Genomic DNA, 19,091 nt, shown 5'->3' on the forward strand with positions numbered 1-19,091 from the left:
TGTCAATATAAATTTAAATTTCTCATTGCTTTTCTAAACTTTCCATCTGCAAGCGCTTTCCGGAAGTTCCTCTGAATATCAGCAGATAAGCACAAGGAAGTACCGTAAGCAGAAATACCATGGTAATAAGTGTTCCGTAACAGATGACCGTTCCCATCGGCATCCACAATCCGCTTTTACCCAGAATCATCGGTATCACTCCCATAGAAGCCGCAGCTGAAGTCAGGAATATAGGACGCATACGACGGCGTGCCGAATGATAGATGGCTTCGGCAGCCGACAGTCCTTCCACGGCCCGCAACTCTTCGGCATAATCGATCATGATGATACCGTTACGGACAATGATGCCCATCAGACTGACTATACCCAATACGCATGTAATGCTGAATTCGACTCCCTGTATCAGAATACCGATAGCCGTACCGAAAAGACAGAGTGTCAGACTGGAAAAAATAAGCGTAGCGATATTGACCTTGTGGAAATGGATAACCAGAATAAAGAAAATGATGACAGCCGCAATCATCAACCCAGCCATTACCGGAGGCATCTTTTCTTCACTGTCCTCATAATCGCCTCCATATTTCATGTCCACTCCTTCCGAAAGCCGGAAACCGGACAGCTTATTCTGGACGAGTGACAAAACTTCCATCGCATTTTCACCCCGACGGACATCTGCCATAACCGTAAGCGTATAAATCCCGTTCCGGCGGACAACCTGTCCGTCCTTCCATACCGGAATTACATCGGCAATCTGCCGAAGAGGTACACTGGAAATACCACCGGCAACAGGAAGCAGTTCATCCTTCAAGTCGGAGAGCAGAGCACTGTCCGACTTTTCACTTTTCATTACAACCGGAATATCATAACTACCTTCCCACACGCTGGTCACAGGTATTCCATCTCCGTAACGCATGGCAAGTGTACTCTCTACACCCAGATTACTGATACCTAAACGACTGGATTCATCTTCGTGCAGCACCACTTCCGAGGCGGCCAGCGGCTCATTCAGGTCGGTCTGTACCGAAACCAGTTCAGGCATTTCCTGCAATATCAACCTGATGCTGTCTGCATCCCGTTTCAATGCCTCCCGGTCATCGCCACTGAGACGTATCTCAATAGGGTAAACAGCTTCACTGTAACTCAACTGTTTGAAACGGATACGGGCATTCGGAAAATAGTCGGTATACTTAGGCGCATACTCATCCAGCAATTCTACCGTCTCCTTTACGCCGGTCGTGTTGACAATGAACTGAGCGAAATTCGTCCCGGCAATCTGCGGTGCATAAGTAGTCTGAAAACGGGGCGAAGCACATCCTTTGAATGAAGCGACACTTACAACCCGTTTATCCCTGCGGAGAATATGCTCCAGACTGTCTGCCACTTCCGCTGTTTCTCTTACATCCGTACCTGTCGGAAGAAATATCTCCACTGCAAACTGGTTACGGTCGGCGTAAGGCATCAGCTGTTGAGGAAGCTTTGCTATAAGTAAGATACCTATAACGACAGAAATTACACCGATCCCTACCGTTATCTTAGGATGGGAAAAACAACAGTCGAACAGGCGGTTATAATAACGTTGCAGCAAATCGAGGAAAGAAAATGACTTCTTTCCGTCTCTTTCCTTCTGCTGCATAGGCTTCCGAATGAAGTAAAATTGCAGAAAAGGCACCAGCAGTGTGGCAACCAGGAGTGATACGGCCAGCACAATAGTGATAGCCCAAGGAAAACTACGCAAGAAATCATTGATCATTCCCGTTGTTGTGATCAGGAACGGAAAAAACGTAATACTGATAGCCAGCGTCGCCGAAAATATGGACTTGAAAAAATGCGTGGTACTCTCTATGGAAGCATGCCAACGGGAAGTCCCCTCCCCCAGTTTCTCCAGATAGCTGTCGATGATAACAATCGAATTGTCTACAATCATACCCAACGTGACTATCAGCGCTGCCAGTGTTACCGTATTCAGTTCGATACCGAAAGCCTGAAACAGTCCTAACGAAATGAAGATGGTAATCGGAATGGTGGAAGCGGCCACCAGAGCCACACGCATGGGAAGCAGCAATATTACCACTGCAATGACCGCTACGATGGCAATGACCAGCTCACGCAAAAAGTTCTTTACACTGTCATCTACCACCTGACTCTGGTCGGTAATCCGGAAAATGCTGACATCCTGCGGCAAATCCAGCTGAAAATCGCTGATAACCTCATTCACAGATTCCCCCATTTTCACGATGTTCTGTCCCTTCTTCATTTCTACCGAAAGAAGCAGGCACTTGCGCCCGTTGTTGGTGATATAACTATCAGACTGAGGGTATTCCTTTACCACCCGTGCAATGTCCTTTAACCGGACATTATTTCCTTGCGGATCGGTATAGACAATCTGTTGCTGTACGTCATAAACGGTATTCAGTGACTGGCTGACATAAATCGTTTGTACATATCCGCCGGTCTTTATCCGTCCTCCTGTAGTTACAAAACCTTTCTGCATCAAAGCAAGAGCCACTGTCTGCTCGTTCATGCCATATTGTGAAAGCCGGTCGTTATCTACATAAATGGAAATCTGTTCCTTCTGAAGTCCGCTGACAGTCATTCGCCCAACACTCGTAATTCTCCGCAAGCGGTCCTGCAACCGATCCATGTAATCTTTCAGTTCCCGATAAGTCTTGTCCTCACTTTCCATCGTAATAAGCAAGGCCGACGTATCGCCGAAATCATCCATCACCTGTACAGCCAACACTCCCGAAGGAAGCTGCGACTTGAATCCGGATACTCCATGTTTGAACTTGCTCCAGAATTCATCCTTATCGTTCAAATCATCGTTCAACTGCACCTGTATATAAACGATTCCATCTCGGCTTTTCGAAAAAGTTTTCTCCTTTTTCACTTCCTTATATGTAAAGATATACTCCTCCAGGGGCTTAGTAACCTTCTCTACCATTTCATCCACAGTATATCCCGGAGCCACAGCTACCACTACTCCCTGCCGGATGGTAAAGTCTGGAAATTCATTCTTCCGCATTTCCGGCAGACTATAAATGCCGAAAGCCACAAGGCAGCATACCACCAGAATGATAATCTGACGGTAGTGCATGGCCCATTCCACTGCATTCCGTTTCTTCCTGTTTTTATCCATTGCTGTAATCTTCTTTTAAAAAACATCCAATTCTGTTCCTTCACAAACTTTATGCTGCCCTTCTACTATTACACGGGCTCCGTCCTGCAAGCCGGAATTCACGGTAACTCCATTCGCCGTAAACTCTCCGCACCCGATAATCTGCTTACTTGCCTTGCCGTTTCTTTCCACCCAGACAAAATAATTGTTCCTTTCATCCAGCTGGACTATGGATGCAGGAATGATGCAACGCACATCCCGGGCAGAATCCGTTTTATGCTCCAAAGCAACTTCTGCTACCATACCCGGCATCAGTTCTTTTCCCACATTTTCCACCCGGATCTTCACCTCATAAGAGCGCGACAAAGGATCGGCTACAATACCTTTTTCCACCACTGTTCCCGAAAAACTTTTTCTACCTAAAGCCTGGACCGTGATTCGAGCCTTCTGCGAAAGGGTGACACCCGCTATTTCTGCTTCCGGAACCGCTATCTTCACCTTCAGTGTTCCGGCAGTTACCAATTTGGCAACAGATACTCCTGGAACTACGTTCTGACCCACTTCTACCGTTTTCATGGCAATCACCCCACTGAATGGAGCGTAAAGTCTGCAATCCTTCAAGTTCTTGCCGGCAATTTCTTCCAGCGAACGGGCCTGTTGCAATTTACTCTGCATCTCCACCCATTGTATCTCAGGTAAGCTTCCTTTATCATACAGCTCCTTCATCCTCCGGTAGGCGTCTTCGGCCTGTTCCAGAGAAGCTTTCGCTGCATTATAACTACTCTGTATGGATGTAGGATCGAGTGTAGCAAGTAACTGCCCTTTTCCGATATGCTGTCCTAAATGGAAATGCACTGTCTTTACCGTACCCGCCACCGGAAAACTGAGACTGGTACCGTTGCCTGCTTCCACCGTTCCCGAAAAATGTCCCTCCGCTTCAACGGTTCCAGCCGAAACCTGCATCACTTTCACCCTTACAGGATGAACTTCCGTAACTTGACTGCCGTTACTCTGGCATCCGGCCAGTATGAGAGCCGAAAACAATGTTGCTGTCAGATAAATCTTTTTCATCTCAATTATAGTTTCTTTTCTTTCAGCCGCAAAAGAATGACGTTTTATCTGAAACCACACCTTTTTCACACCCCTAAAAGTGGTCTGTTTGAGAAGTTTACAGAAGAATAAGACTTACGGAACATTTATTTCTCTATATGGATAAGTAGCCGGTTCGAAATATCCTGTTAATTTGCAGGCAAAACAAATAGAAACAAAGCTTTATGGACAATATTGAAAAAGTAAACCTGGACGCCAGCGAAATACGGCAAATAACCATATATAACAACGAGGAACTGGCTTTCATAGAAAATATAAATGACATCGACATAACACGGACAATACAGACCGAGTTCTATGTCATGGTACTCGTTCTCGAAGGGAAGGCGTCGGTAGACATCAATGGTACCCCCTATACAACCTATAAGAATGATATCTTTGTATGTACCCCCAACAATATCATAGAAAACGGCATGGCCAGCATTGATTTCAAATGCCATAGCATTGGAATGTCACAGGAATATATCCGGAAAATATTCCCGATGGCAGATAACATTTTATGGGACATGAAGAAGATTTTCGAAAAGAATCCGGTATATACACTACATTCCGATGAAGTAACGATCTGGAACCAGTACTACGAACTTCTCTGTTCCAAAACCCGCCAACCGTCGGTCGTACAGAAAAAAATCATCGATACGATCATGCTTGCCTTTTTCTATGACATGCAGAATATCATGGGCAGAGTAATCAACCAAATAACCCCACGCCCGTTTACATCCGGCGAACAGCTTTTCAAACGATTCATTGACCTTCTGGAAACATCTTATCCTAAAAACAGGGAAGTGTCTTATTACGCAGACCATTTGCACGTCACTCCCAAATACCTATCATCTATCTGCAAACCCATCTGCGGACAGACCGCTTCTACCATAATCGACCAATATGTATTGAAAGATATCGAGTTCCTGATGAAATATTCCCAGAAAAGTATCAAGGAGATTGCCAACGAACTGGATTTTCCTAATATTTCATTTTTCGGCAAATATGTGAAAAAACACCTGGGAACAGCCCCGAGACTGCTCAGGGAGAAATACAGGAAAGAATGTGGACAACAAAAATAATTTTCTGAACAAAGACACACCTGCCTACGATCTTCATCGGAGAGAGACAGACAAAAAAGAGGGAAAACTCCGTTACCGGAATTTTCCCCCAATACTATCTGGAATTTCTAACAATTAATTACAGAATAGATTTGACTGTCTCCAGCATACCCTTAGACTGGATGTTGTCCAGATCAGCCTTGACAGCGGCAGCCAGACCCGGAATATTGTTCAGGTTTTCACCCCAGATGAATTCAGCGCCCAAAACGCCTTCTGTAATCTTCTGGGTATCACCTGTAGCCCACAACTGCTTCAGCAGATCCATGATTTCCTGTGCATCGTTCGGCACGATTTCAGCACCGTCCTCACGGACACCACCTTTGTAGTAAGTGATAATGGCAGCCAGACCCAATACCAAGCCCTTCGGCAATTCACCTTTACGCTGCAGATAAGTCTTCAGACCTGGAAGATCACGTGTCTGGTATTTCGGGAATGAGTTCAGCATGATTGAAGTAACCTGATGGTCAACAAACGGATTGTTGAAACGGTCCAGAACATCATGAGCGAATTTTTCCAGTTCATCTTTCGGCAAGTTCAATGTTTCCATCAATTCATCAAACATTACTTTATGGATATATTTGCCGATAACCGGATGCTGGCAGGCGTCACGTACAATATTTACACCCGACAGGTAAGCTACCGGTGACAATACAGTGTGAGGACCATTCAACAGAGTTACCTTTCTTTCATGATAAGGAGCTTCAGACGGAACGAACAATACGTTCAGGCCGGCCTTGTCGGCAGGGAATTCCTTAGCGATTTCCTGAGGAGCTTCGATTACCCACAGATGGAAGATTTCAGCCTGTACAACCATGTTGTCATCATACTGCAGTTTTTCCTTGATAGCGGCAATGTCCTTACGCGGGAATCCCGGAACAATACGGTCTACCAATGTAGCATAAACGCCACAAGCCTTTTCGAACCAGGTCTTGAATTCATCGCCCAGGTTCCACAGTTCGATATACTGGTAAATGGTTTCTTTCAGTTTATGGCCGTTCAGGAAAATCAGCTCACAAGGGAAAATGATCAGACCCTTTGTCATATCACCGTTGAAAGTCTTGAAACGATGGTACAGCAGCTGAGTCAGTTTGCCCGGATAAGAAGAAGCCGGAGCGTCATCCAGTTTGCAGGAAGGATCGAAAGCGATACCAGCTTCGGTTGTATTGGAGATAACAAAACGCATTTCAGGCTGTTCTGCCAGTTTCATGAATTCTGCATTCTGGGTATAAGGGTTCAACGCACGACTGATGACATCGATCATAGTCAGACTGTTGACAGCTTCCCCTTTATCGAGTCCCTGCAGATTCACATGATACAGACAATCCTGAGAATTCAGCATGTCAACCATACCTTTTTCAATCGGCTGTACGACAACGACACTACTGTTAAAATCTGTCTTCTGGTCCATATTGTAGATAATCCAATCAACAAATGCACGCAAGAAGTTACCTTCACCAAACTGAATGATTCTTTCAGGACGGACTGCCTTAAATGCAGTTTCTTTGTTTAATGCTTTCATACTTAGTTGTATATTTTAAGTTATGTTTTTAGGTTATTTTCCGTCTTTGGAACGTCTGTTACAATAAAAAGGTGGAACTTACATTCCAACCCTCGCAACGGATGATAAAAAATATTTATAAAATCATATGTTTCACCTGCTTAGGCAAGCATAATTTTATTAAATAACCGTTGCAAATATACGAAATATTTTGTTATTCCAAATAAATTTTCTACTTTCGTGTTCGATAACGAGAAATAAAACGCAATACATGTTCTTTAGCATAAAAATGTGTAATTTTCTCGAGTCTTAATGAAAATACCTAACAAAAGGACATAAACTAAAAAACACAATTGTTATGAAAAAATTTATGGATGAAAACTTCCTGCTGAAGACTGAAACCGCACAGGAACTGTACCACAATCATGCAGCTAAAATGCCTATCATCGACTATCACTGCCACTTGATTCCTAAGATGGTTGCCGATGACTATCAGTTCAAGTCAATCACGGAAATCTGGCTGGGAGGTGACCATTACAAATGGCGTGCAATGCGTAGCAACGGCGTTGACGAACGTTACTGCACAGGCAAGGACACTACAGATTGGGAAAAATTCGAAAAATGGGCTGAAACAGTTCCTTATACACTCCGTAACCCGTTGTATCACTGGACACATCTGGAGTTGAAGACAGCTTTCGGTATCGACAAGATCTTGAATCCTTCTACTGCACGTGAAATCTTCGACGAATGTAATGCCAAACTGGCTACTCCCGAATATTCTGCACGTAACCTGATGCGCCGTTACCACGTAGAAACCGTATGTACTACCGATGATCCGGTTGATTCCCTGGAATACCATATCGCTACCCGTGAAAGCGGCTTCGAAATCAAGATGCTGCCTACATGGCGTCCAGACAAGGCTATGGCCGTTGAAGTTCCGGCAAATTTCCGTGCATACATGGAAAAATTGTCTGAAGTGAGCGGTGTCAACATCTCTTCTTTCGACGACATGGTAGCCGCATTGCGCAAACGTCATGAATTCTTCGCAGCACAGGGCTGTAAGCTGTCCGACCACGGTATCGAGGAATTCTATGCTGAAGACTATACAGATGCCGAAATCCGCGCCATCTTCAATAAAGTTTACGGCGGTACAGAACTGACCAAAGAAGAAATCCTGAAGTTCAAGTCGGCTATGCTGGTTGTATTCGGCGAAATGGATTGGGAAACAGGCTGGACACAGCAGTTCCACTATGGCGCTATCCGTGACAACAACAGCAAGATGTTCAAATTGTTAGGTCCTGATACAGGTTTCGATTCTATCGGTGAATTCACTACAGCCAAGGCTATGTCAAAATACCTTGACCGCCTGAACTCTGAAGGCAAGCTCACCAAGACTATCCTGTACAACTTGAATCCGTGCGCAAACGAAGTGATCGCAACCATGCTGGGTAACTTCCAGGACGGTTCTATCCCGGGCAAGATCCAGTTCGGTTCAGGATGGTGGTTCCTGGATCAGAAGGACGGTATGGAAAAACAGATGAACGCCTTGTCACTGCTCGGTTTGCTGAGCCGTTTCGTAGGTATGCTGACCGACTCTCGTTCATTCCTGTCATATCCGCGTCATGAATATTTCCGCCGTACATTATGTAACCTGTTGGGCAACGATGTTGAAAACGGTGAAATTCCGGTAAGCGAAATGCCACGTGTACAGCAGATGGTAGAAGATATCTGCTATAACAACGCAAAGAACTTCTTCCAGTTCTAAAAAATCAGGATCCATACTAAAATCTTATACGGAAGGGAATCTGCCTTTTGGCCGGTTCCCTTCTTTTTTATACCTTTGCGTTTCTAAAAAGAAACAACATGAAGATTAGATTTATGAGTCTGGGAAGCGGCAGTAGCGGCAACTGCTATTACCTCGGAACAGAGACTTACGGCATACTTGTAGACGCAGGAATAGGCATCCGCAGCATCAAAAAGATTTTCAAGGATTACGGACTGAGCTTGAATGATATCCGTGGAGTATTCGTTACCCACGACCATGCCGACCATATAAAGGCTGTAGGACATCTGGCAAACAAGCATAACATACCTGTATATTCTACCCCGGAAGTACACAACGGCATGAAGAAAAGCTACTGCATGACCGAAAAGCTGGATATGAGCCACATACGTTATATCCATAAGGAAGAAACCATCCGGCTGGAAGATTTCAGCATAACCTGCTTCGAAGTGCCTCACGACGGTTCGGACAATGTAGGTTACAGCATCACCGTCGACGGAAAGAATTTTGCTTTCCTGACCGATATCGGACACATAACCGAAACAGCTGCAACGTACATCCGTAAGGCTAACTACCTGATACTGGAGGCCAACTACGACGAAGCCATGCTGCAGATGGGTCCTTACCCCAGACATCTGAAAGAACGGATTGCAGGCCCTAACGGACACATGTGTAACCGCGAAATGGCAGAATTCCTGGCACAGAACTTCCCTCCCGGACTGCGATACCTATGGCTCTGTCACCTGAGCAAGGATAACAACCATCCGGAACTGGCTCTGAAGACCGTTGAAATAGCCTTCAAGGAACACAATATCATAGCCGGAAAAGATGTGCAGGTCATTCCTTTGAAACGGACAGTTCCGTCAGATATATATTGCTTTGAATAGAGATTTCCGCCTGTGTACAATCGGGCCATACCTGATACCGGCCAGGACATAAAAAAGAAACAGTCATGACTAAAAAGAAACAGTTTTCTAAAGTTTTTCTCATTGCCGGCAGCGAGCCGCTGGGAAGTGCAGGAATTCAAGCAGATATAAAGGCCGTAGCTGCTTGCGGCGGATATGCGGCAGGGGCTATAACCTGCATTGTCGATGAAGATACCATCCGGGTAAAGGAAATACAGACCATCCCGGTCCGCCTGATAGTCAACCAAGCCAATTCCTTTTTGGAAGACGTAGGTGCCAACTGCATCAAGACCGGTATGCTCTACTCTACCGAACTGATTGAAGGTGTTGCGGGGGTACTTACCCATTACAAACATATTCCGCATGTAATAGATCCGGTCATGGTCAGCTCGGCAGGCGACAAGTTGCTGAAAGACGAAGCTATCCAGGCCTACAAAGACAAGCTTTTCCCGCTGGCCGACATCATCACCCCCAATTACCGTGAAGCCAAGCTGCTGCTGGGAAGAGACATCACATTGGAGACTGTCAGAAACGACCTGAAGGAACTGAGCCGATGGGGAAATGCCGTCATCATCAAATCGGTAGAAAAAGACGGCATCCTTTACGACTGCTTCTACAACCCGCACGACGGCCGCTCCCGGATATTCAGGAAAAAGAAGATCGAGACCAAGAATGTGAACGGTACAGGCGACTCGTTCGCTTCGGCCATTGCGGCCTATCTGGCACGAGGATACACCATGGAAGATGCGATAGGGAAAGCCGAAGCCTTCATCAACAAGGCGATATGGAGAGGTTCGGAATACAGTTTCGGCTCCGGATTCGGACCCGTATACCCTTTCCACCGGGCCAGCCGCCTTTTCCTGTGGGAAGATTTCTGCCACAAGTTCAAGAAAATGTTCGGATTCTGATATCCGGATGTAGTGATACAGAAAAAGGTCTTCATCCGATTCCGGTTGAAGACCTTTTTTCATGGAGCGGTAAGCGGGGCTCGAACCCGTGACCTTCGGCTTGGGAAGCCAACGCTCTACCAACTGAGCTATTACCGCGGTTAAGCGACGACAAATATACGACAAATTCTGAAAACAGAAACATCTTGGAGAAATATTTTTTCAGTAACGGCAAAAAAAGCCAGTCTGGCGACAGACTCTCAACAGGTGGAAACAAAAAAGCGGACAAAGGAATGAAAATATTTGTTCGCCTTCCGATATTTTTCTATATTAGGCCGCATCTGTAATCTTTTTCTACTGCAGTTGATCTATATTATGAAGACGTTTTTATTATTAACCTTAAATTGATATAACTTTATGAGTCTTGAACGTACATTGGTTATCCTGAAACCATCTGCCATCCAGCGTGGCCTGGCTGGAGAAATTACCCACCGGTTTGAACGCAAAGGCCTGCGCCTGGCAGGCATAAAGATGATGCAACTCACAGACGACCTGCTGAACGAACATTATGCCCACCTGAAAGACCGTCCGTTCTTCCAGCGGGTAAAAGATTCCATGATGGCCTCTCCCGTCATCGTATGCTGTTATGAAGGAGTGGATGCAGTCCAGATAGTACGCTCCATGACAGGAGCTACCAACGGACGTGTTGCTGTTCCGGGCACCATCCGCGGAGATTATTGCGTCAGTGCACAGGAAAATATCGTCCACACATCCGATTCCCCGAAAACGGCGGCAGAAGAACTGGCAAGATTTTTCAAGCCTGAAGAAATTTTTGACTATAAACTCTGTACACATCCATTCCTCTATTATTCAGACGAATATCAGTTGTAGACACATAATTGAAGCCATATAACGGTGGGAAAAAAGCAGGCAAACCGAAATATTTGTCTGCTTTTTATTTGGTAAATTCAAATAAAGATTATACATTTGCACCCGCAAACGAAAAGAGACGCACTCTTAGCTCAGTTGGTAGAGCAACTGACTCTTAATCAGTGGGTCCAGGGTTCGAATCCCTGAGGGTGTACTTTTCAGAAGCAAACGGGAAATTTGACAATTTATAGTGGATGCACTCTTAGCTCAGTTGGTAGAGCAACTGACTCTTAATCAGTGGGTCCAGGGTTCGAATCCCTGAGGGTGTACCAAGCTGTGAAGCTAAATTGTGATGAGCTCTGAAAATCAACAGATTTTCAGAGCTTTTTTTATTACAGACCCCACCACTTATCATAACATCTAAAGTTCTGGCTACACCTGTGGTCATAAACCACTATTTATCGCCTATTTCTTTTGCACCTCACGCACACATTTTCATATTCATACTTACATATTTTCATTCTTATTCATAGAATAGTTTCCAATCTGTTGTTTACAGAGTTATTTACTTCATCAAAATTTGTGTTTTTAAAGATCATTCCCTACCTTTAGGGCCTTTCTGCATAGAAGATATACTAAATAGTGAAAGCATAGTGCCGGGGCTGTCATTATGATTAAAAATCCGTGATACCCCGATAATTAATAATCAAGCAAACCAATAAGAACAAAATGAAAAAAGTATTTGTATTAGTCGCTGCAGCCATTACATTTTCATCGTGCTGCACATTATTCAGTAGTTCTAAGCAAGCCATCACCTTTACCGGTCCTGAAGGAACAAAAATTTATGATGCAAGCAACAACATGAAGCTTGGAGAAATAGGATCGGATGAAGTAACAACCATCCAAATCAAGAAAAAACGTGAAGATAAAACCCTTCTTGCAAAGAAAGAAGGATATAAGCCTTCACCTCTAGTGCTTGAATCTACTTTTAATAACGCTTGCCTATGGAATATATTATTCTGGCCAGGCTTCTTGATTGATTTAGGAACACAAAAGATGAATAAATGGGATAATACCGCAATAAACATTGAACTTGAAGAAAAGGCAACGGCCGAATGATTAAAAACAAGCTCCCGGACTATTATTCCGGGAGTTATTACCTAAAAATAATCTCCTTCAAATCGCATATCTAAAAATCAGTCAGAATCCGGACTCGAGCCTGAATCAAAAAACAGACGGTAACTGTGCGAAAGACTCAAACAGACAGATACAGGAAAACGGGAATATTCCTGCTGCTGCTTTTTTCCATGTATTGGTGCAGCATTTCCCTGTTTACCCATTTCCATGTGGTGAACGGAGTCGTTGTGGCCCATTCGCACCCATTCAAGTCCGCACATAACCATACAGAGTCTCAGCTTGAGACAATCTTTTTCCTTTCCTTTTTCTACACCTCGGGAGAAACATACACTGAAAGCATACTGCCCCAATGGCTGGTTCCACTGGCTGTAATCCTGTTTGCATATGTATGTAATCTACCCATCCGCCCGTTACAGGGCGTCCGTTCAAGAGCCCCTCCTGTCTTTTGTTTGTAAACCGGTATAAAACTACTTTTTATTTTACAGACAAAACCTATATCAAGATGAAAACAATCTATATCTTTTTATTGGGGGCAATCGGTATGTTGCTCCCCCAATACGCGTCTGCCTATGAACAGAAGGAAACGGACGCCAATATTATCGGACATGTAATAGACAAACATACCCGTGAGCACCTGGCTTATGTTACGGTAGCCTTGAAAGGAACAACTATCGGTACTACCACTGACGCAACCGGACATTATTTCCTGAAGAATCTGCCCGAAGGAGACTTCACACTGGAAGTGGCGTCCGTCGGATACAAGACGGTACGGCAGGAAGTCAGACTGACAAGAGGGAAAAGCCTTGAAATGAACTTCGAGATAGAAGAAGACATGGTGGCCCTGGACGGAGTGGTGGTTTCGGCCAACCGTAACGAGACTACCCGCCGTACTGCCCCTACCCTTGTCAATGTCGTTTCGGTAAAGACTTTCGAAAACACCAATTCCTCGTGCCTGGCGCAAGGCCTGAATTTCCAGCCGGGTGTCCGTGTGGAAAACAACTGTCAGAACTGCGGATTCCAGCAGGTACGTATCAACGGACTGGACGGACCGTATACACAGATTCTGATCGATTCACGCCCTGTATTCAGCGCATTGTCGGGCGTATACGGACTGGAACAGATTCCAGCCAACATGATAGACCGGGTGGAAGTGATGCGCGGAGGAGGTTCTGCCCTCTTTGGATCGTCGGCCATTGCCGGAACCGTCAACATCATCACAAAAGAACCGATACGGAACTCGGCACAGTTTACACATACACTGACCGGTATAGGCGGTTTCAATGATTTCGAAAACAATACCACATTTAACGCTTCACTGGTTACAGACAACCAGAAACTGGGCCTGGCCGTTTTCGGACAGAACCGGGAACGCAGCGGGTACGACCATGACGGCGACGGATATACCGAACTTCCCAAACTGGAGAACCAGACGATAGGATTCCGGTCGTACATCAAGACCGGGAATTACTCGAAACTGACTTTCGAATATCATCATCTGCAGGAATTCCGCCGGGGAGGTGACATGCTGGACCGTCCTGCGCATGAAGCGAACATCGCCGAACAGGTAGAGCACAGCATCAATACGGGAGGCTTGAAATTCGACTACTTCTCACCCGATGAAAAGCACCGTCTAGGCATCTACGCATCGGCACAGCACATCAAGCGCGACAGTTATTACGGAGGGGGACAGGACCTGAACGCCTATGGAGCCACAACCGACCTGACATGGGTAGCAGGAACACAGTACAGCTACCGCTTCGGCCGCTGTCTGTTCATGCCTGCCGATCTGACTGCAGGGATAGAATACAACCAGGACAATCTGAAAGACAACATGTGGGGCTACCAGCGTTACACCCATCAGGAGGTGCGCATCATCAGCGCCTTCGCACAGAACGAGTGGAAGAATGAACAATGGAGCTTCCTCATCGGAGGACGCCTGGACAAACACAACCTGCTGGACCATCCGGTATTCAGTCCCCGTGTCAACCTGCGCTACAACCCTACCGAAAACATCAACCTACGCGCCAGCTACTCGTTCGGGTTCCGGGCTCCCCAGGCCTTCGACGAAGACCTCCACATAGCGAATGTAGGCGGAAACGTATCCATGATACGGCTGGCAGACGACCTGAAAGAAGAGAAGTCACAGAGTTTCAGCCTTTCGGCCGACATGTACCGCAGCTGGGGCGATTGGCAGGGAAATCTGCTGGTTGAGGGCTTCTATACCGACCTGTCGGATGTATTTGCCCTGACCGATCTGGGTGTGGAAAACGGAGTGCTGGTCATCGAACGCGGAAACGAAGAAGGAGCGGCAGTCTACGGGCTCACCCTCGAAGGGAAACTGGCATGGCGCAATGTCTGGCAGTTCCAGGGAGGATTCACATTCCAGAAGGCTGAATACAAGAAAGCCCGTTCCTGGAGTGAAGGCGACCCGAACGTTCCGCTCGAAAAACGTATGTTCCGTACACCGGATGCCTACGGATACTTTACGATGACCTATAACCCGATACGTCCCCTTACATTTGCCCTGTCCGGAACCTATACAGGCAGTATGCTGGTGGAACACCACTCCGGATATATAGCGGAGAACCGTACGGAAACCACTCCCCATTTCATGGATGTGGGGCTTAAAGTAAGCTATGACTTCAAACTCTACAAAAACATAGACCTGCAGATCAACGCCGGAGTGCAGAACCTGTTCAATTCCTACCAGAAGAATTTCGACCAGGGTCCTAAACGGGATTCCGGCTATATCTATGGCCCGGGAATGCCACGCTCCGCCTTTGCAGGAATAAGACTGAGCTATTGAGGGTAAAAAAACTGCGCATTCTGTTCTGAAATCCATGGTAAGAACGGTGAAAGAAGAAGTATTCCGGCCGAAAGATGAAGGCATTTTGTAAAAGGCTTTCATCTTCCGGCCGGAACAGTTTATATTAATATTCGGATGAAGCTTTCAGAAAATATTTCTGAACATTGCTATTTCTGTTTCCGGTAACTGACTATCGCCCAGAAATAGCACACAGCCGCCATACCCGACAATACATACAGACGGACCGCAATATCGGCTATACCGCTTCCTTTCAGGTACACCATCCTCATCGATTCCACAAAATAACGGAGAGGATTCAGGCTGGTTATATACTGTGCCCATCCGGGCATACTTCCTATCGGCGTAAACAGTCCGCTCATCAGAATAAAGATCAGCATGCAGAACCACATCACGAACATGGCCTGCTGCATGGTAGCCGAATAGTTGGATATAACCAGTCCCAAGCCAGACATGACCAGTGAAAATACAACCGTTATCAGATAAATGAGCAGCAGGTTGCCCTGTGGCCAGAAGCCGTATATGAAGCCTGTCAGTACCAGACAAAGGTTCAATACCAAAAAACCGACAATCCAATAAGGGATCAGCTTGGCCAGTGTAAACTGGAAGCGGCTCACAGGGGTTACGTTAAGTTGCTCGATGGTTCCCTTTTCCTTCTCTCCCACTACATTCAGCGATGGCAGGAACCCGCAAAACATCACAATCAGAATTGTCATCAATGCCGGTATCATGAAAATCTTGTAATCGAGATACGGGTTATAGAGGTATCTCAGCGATATGTCCGGCTGGTCCTGCCTGATAATCTGCTGCAGGTAATTGCTTCCCAGCCCTCCTTTAGTACCGTTGACTGCATTGACGGCCACCAAAGTCTGTACCCTACGACCGTTTGTCACTTCTTTCTCGAATCCATAAGGAATTTCCAGCAGCAGATCGGCTTCATCCTTTTCTATCGACTCCAATCCCTGACGGTAGGAATCGGGCCACGAGGTCAGCTTGAAATACGGTGATGCCTCTATCCGGTGCACCAGTCTTTCCGATAAGGCCGAACGGTCATGGTCTATTACGGCAATGCGCAGATCATCAATCTCAAGCGTAGCCGCCCATGGCATGACCAGAATCATTACAATGGGATATATCACAATGAGCCGGGGAAGAAAACCGTTCCTCCAGATTTGCCTGAACTCCTTTTCCAACAGATATCGCAACAGCATAGCCTTATCCTCCTTTTACATTACTCCAACTTATTCTTGAACTTTACAACCGTCAGCACCATAAACGCCACAGCCATAGCCAGAAGAACGGCAGCTTCATTCCATACGTAGACAAACGGAACCCCTTCTATCATCAGCTTACGCACGATATCAATGTACCAACGGGCCGGTATCAGGCAGGAAACAGCCTGCAGGATACCCGGCATACTTTCTACCGGAAAGATCAGTCCCGACAGGAGCATGGTAGGAATCAGCAGTCCCATGGCCGAAATGAGAAGGGCAGCCACCTGTGTACGTGTGATGCACGATATGAAAAGTCCGAAAGCCAGAGAGACGAAAATAAACAGAAATGAAATTCCCAACAGGGCAGCCAGATTTCCGGCTATCGGAACATCCATCACATAAACAGACAGAAGCAGGATAGACGTCAGATTGACCAGTGAAAGGAACAGATACGGAACTGTTTTTGCAATGACCATCAGAAACGGATGTACCGGAGAGATCAGAAGCACTTCCATCGTACCCGTCTCCTTTTCACGCACAATGGAAACAGACGTCATCATGGCACAGATCATCATCAGTATCAACCCCATGACACCCGGCACAAAATTATAGGAGCTCCTCATCTGAGGATTATACAGCAGCTTGTTCGATACGACTACAGCATCCAATCCGCCTGTGTCCGGAACATTATGACTGCCGGTTCCACGGATTTCTGAAAAGACAGCCGACAATACATTTCCCGCATAGGCCGCACGTGTAACCGCCAGATTGGGATCGGTAGCATCTGCTATCAGCTGGATCTGTTCCGAGCCGTAACGCCGGAGGTTCCAGTCGGCAGCGCAGACTACCGCGAGCTCTATCCTGTTCTGCCGGAACAGCCGGTCTATCTCTTTTGGCGTACGGACTATGGCCCTGACTGTAAAGTATTCGCTCGCATCCAGGCGGTCAACCAGTTTCCGGGTATCCATATCCATAGACGGGGCCAGTACGGCTGTGTTTACATCCTTCACCTCGGTCGAAATGGCAAAGCCGAACATAATAATCTGTATGACAGGCATTGCTACCAATATCAGCAGCGTCCTTCTGTCACGCAGGATATGTAAAAACTCTTTCTTTATGAATACAACAAAGGACTTCATCTTTCCAGATTCCTTTCCATTTTTCTTTACTATTTTCTTTTATCCTTTCCGTCGGGCTCCGGCCGCCAGTCTACGGAACACTTCATCCATATTTTCCGCCTGATAACGCCGCTTCAGGGCTTCAAGAGTATCAAGTGCTGCAATACGTCCGTCTACCATCATGGAAATACGGTCGCAATACTCCGCTTCATCCATATAGTGTGTAGTCACGAAAACAGTTATCCCTTCCCGCGCTGCTTCATAGATCAGTTTCCAGAACTGCCGGCGGGTCACAGGATCGACACCTCCGGTAGGTTCATCCAGAAACACCAGTTTCGGACGGTGGAAGATAGCCACCGAAAAAGCCAGACGTTGTTTCCATCCCAACGGCAGGTCGGCTACCAGTGTATCTCGTTCCCCATACAGTCCGATCCGTTCCAGCATGGTTTCGGTCCGTAAAGCGATTTCCGATTCGGGAACCCGGTAGATACCTGCAAACAGCCGGACATTCTCACGCACGGTCAGATCTTCATACAAGGAGAACTTCTGGCTCATATACCCGATGCACCGTTTTATCTCTTCACTCTGCGTACGGACATCGAAACCGCAAACAGTCGCTTCCCCTTCCGTGGGCAGACTCAAACCGCACAGAATCCGCATGGCGGTAGTCTTACCGGCTCCGTTGGCTCCCAGGAAACCGAATATTTCACCTTTCCGCACCTCAAAGGAGATATGGTCTACTGCCGTAAAGCTGCCGAAACGCTTCACCAGGTCCTTCACTTGCACCAATACCTCAGATGCAACTTCCTTTCCCTCATGCTCCAAAGGAGGCGGACACAGGATATCTCTGAACCTCTCCAGAATATCTCTCGGAGCTCCTATACCCAATATACTGCCTTCCTGAAGCAAGGCTATACGGTCACACCGGCTGGCTTCATCCATAAAGGGAGTGGAGACCACCAGTGTCATTCCTTCTTCCTTCAGCATCTGCAGAATATCCCAGAACTCTTTCCTCGAAACCGGATCGACCCCGGTAGTGGGTTCATCTAGAAACAATATCCGGGGAGCGTGAATCAAGGAGCAGCATAAGGCCAGTTTCTGTTTCATACCTCCCGACAGAGCCCCAGCCCTACGGGTAGCGAAAGGAGCTATCTGTTCATAAATCTCACGGATGTATTCATAGTGTTCTGATATAGACGTACCGAAAACGGTGGCAAAGAACTGCAGGTTCTCTTCTACAGAAAGATCCTGATAAAGCGAAAAGCGGCCAGGCATGTATCCTATCCGGGCCCGGATTTTCCGGAATTCTTTCCGGGTATCGAAGCCGAGTACAGAAACGTTCCCTTTGTCGGCATCCAGCAAGGTAGCCATTATACGGAAAAGTGTACTTTTCCCCGAGCCGTCGGGACCGACAAACCCGAAAAGTTCCCCTTTACCGATAGAAAACGAAACATCCTTTAAGGCTGCCACCTTTCCATAACTCCGGTATAACCCGCCTACTTCTATCACTGTATCCATAAGACTCAC

General features: G+C 46.4%; 14 protein-coding genes and 3 tRNA genes. 10 read left to right on the forward strand and 7 right to left on the reverse strand.

All coding sequences use genetic code 11. The features are described 5' to 3' along the window. Positions 1–22 precede the first annotated feature (22 nt). Both BQ7489_RS10160 and BQ7489_RS10165 read right to left on the reverse strand, forming a co-directional pair. Positions 23–3,136, reverse strand: a complete 3,114-nt coding sequence (locus BQ7489_RS10160; protein WP_072530910.1) for an efflux RND transporter permease subunit — start codon at positions 3,134–3,136, stop codon at positions 23–25. A 15-nt stretch (positions 3,137–3,151) separates the two neighbouring features. Next, a complete protein-coding gene (locus tag BQ7489_RS10165) occupies positions 3,152–4,186 on the reverse strand; it encodes an efflux RND transporter periplasmic adaptor subunit (RefSeq protein WP_072532119.1) in 1,035 nt (344 codons plus the stop codon). A gap of 203 nt (positions 4,187–4,389) precedes the next feature. Between BQ7489_RS10165 and BQ7489_RS10170 the strand changes: the two genes are divergently transcribed. Next, complete coding sequence (locus tag BQ7489_RS10170; RefSeq protein ID WP_072530911.1) at positions 4,390–5,289, forward strand: helix-turn-helix domain-containing protein; 900 nt, start codon at positions 4,390–4,392, stop codon at positions 5,287–5,289. Positions 5,290–5,407: 118 nt separating this feature from the next. Here BQ7489_RS10170 and BQ7489_RS10175 read toward each other — a convergent pair whose 3' ends face one another. After that, positions 5,408–6,847 carry a tagaturonate reductase gene (locus BQ7489_RS10175; RefSeq protein WP_072530912.1) on the reverse strand — a complete coding sequence of 480 codons (1,440 nt, stop codon included), beginning with the start codon at positions 6,845–6,847 and terminating at the stop codon, positions 5,408–5,410. A 337-nt stretch (positions 6,848–7,184) separates the two neighbouring features. Between BQ7489_RS10175 and uxaC the strand changes: the two genes are divergently transcribed. The 3 genes from uxaC (at position 7,185) to thiD (ending at position 10,422) form a co-directional block, all read left to right on the forward strand. Beyond that, positions 7,185–8,591, forward strand: a complete 1,407-nt coding sequence (gene uxaC / locus BQ7489_RS10180) for a glucuronate isomerase (protein ID WP_072530913.1) — start codon at positions 7,185–7,187, stop codon at positions 8,589–8,591. 98 nt (positions 8,592–8,689) lie between these two features. Next, on the forward strand, positions 8,690–9,496 hold the full coding sequence (locus BQ7489_RS10185; RefSeq protein ID WP_072530914.1) for an MBL fold metallo-hydrolase: 807 nt from the start codon (positions 8,690–8,692) through the stop codon (positions 9,494–9,496). Between the two features lie 65 nt (positions 9,497–9,561). After that, the gene (thiD, locus tag BQ7489_RS10190) at positions 9,562–10,422 is read left to right on the forward strand and encodes a bifunctional hydroxymethylpyrimidine kinase/phosphomethylpyrimidine kinase (protein WP_072530915.1); all 861 of its coding nucleotides are present in this window, start codon (positions 9,562–9,564) and stop codon (positions 10,420–10,422) included. A 62-nt stretch (positions 10,423–10,484) separates the two neighbouring features. Here thiD and BQ7489_RS10195 read toward each other — a convergent pair. After that, a tRNA-Gly gene (locus BQ7489_RS10195) sits at positions 10,485–10,560 on the reverse strand. A gap of 258 nt (positions 10,561–10,818) precedes the next feature. Here BQ7489_RS10195 and ndk point away from each other — a divergent pair. The 6 genes from ndk (at position 10,819) to BQ7489_RS10225 (ending at position 15,214) form a co-directional block, all read left to right on the forward strand. Continuing rightward, on the forward strand, positions 10,819–11,292 hold the full coding sequence (gene ndk / locus BQ7489_RS10200; protein ID WP_072530916.1) for a nucleoside-diphosphate kinase: 474 nt from the start codon (positions 10,819–10,821) through the stop codon (positions 11,290–11,292). Between the two features lie 120 nt (positions 11,293–11,412). Beyond that, positions 11,413–11,485 (forward strand) — tRNA-Lys (locus BQ7489_RS10205). 42 nt (positions 11,486–11,527) lie between these two features. Continuing rightward, a tRNA-Lys gene (locus tag BQ7489_RS10210) sits at positions 11,528–11,603 on the forward strand. Between the two features lie 397 nt (positions 11,604–12,000). Further along, positions 12,001–12,390, forward strand: a complete 390-nt coding sequence (locus BQ7489_RS10215; RefSeq protein ID WP_072530917.1) for a hypothetical protein — start codon at positions 12,001–12,003, stop codon at positions 12,388–12,390. A 125-nt stretch (positions 12,391–12,515) separates the two neighbouring features. Further along, on the forward strand, positions 12,516–12,863 hold the full coding sequence (locus BQ7489_RS17585) for a hypothetical protein (RefSeq protein WP_162617800.1): 348 nt from the start codon (positions 12,516–12,518) through the stop codon (positions 12,861–12,863). Positions 12,864–12,910: 47 nt separating this feature from the next. Beyond that, positions 12,911–15,214, forward strand: a complete 2,304-nt coding sequence (locus BQ7489_RS10225; RefSeq protein WP_072532120.1) for a TonB-dependent receptor — start codon at positions 12,911–12,913, stop codon at positions 15,212–15,214. A gap of 167 nt (positions 15,215–15,381) precedes the next feature. On the opposite strand, the gene BQ7489_RS10230 is transcribed toward BQ7489_RS10225, so the two are convergent. The 3 genes from BQ7489_RS10230 to BQ7489_RS10240 are packed head-to-tail and all read right to left on the reverse strand — an operon-like array spanning position 15,382 to position 19,082. Next, positions 15,382–16,440, reverse strand: a complete 1,059-nt coding sequence (locus tag BQ7489_RS10230) for an ABC transporter permease (protein ID WP_072532121.1) — start codon at positions 16,438–16,440, stop codon at positions 15,382–15,384. A gap of 23 nt (positions 16,441–16,463) precedes the next feature. Continuing rightward, on the reverse strand, positions 16,464–17,585 hold the full coding sequence (locus BQ7489_RS10235) for an ABC transporter permease (RefSeq protein WP_072530919.1): 1,122 nt from the start codon (positions 17,583–17,585) through the stop codon (positions 16,464–16,466). A gap of 39 nt (positions 17,586–17,624) precedes the next feature. Next, positions 17,625–19,082: an ATP-binding cassette domain-containing protein gene (locus BQ7489_RS10240; protein ID WP_072530920.1), complete on the reverse strand. Its 1,458-nt coding sequence runs from the start codon at positions 19,080–19,082 to the stop codon at positions 17,625–17,627. Between the last annotated feature and the right edge of the window lie 9 nt (positions 19,083–19,091).

Source organism: Bacteroides ilei (assembly GCF_900128495.1).
In the GTDB taxonomy this organism is placed as follows: domain Bacteria; phylum Bacteroidota; class Bacteroidia; order Bacteroidales; family Bacteroidaceae; genus Phocaeicola; species Phocaeicola ilei.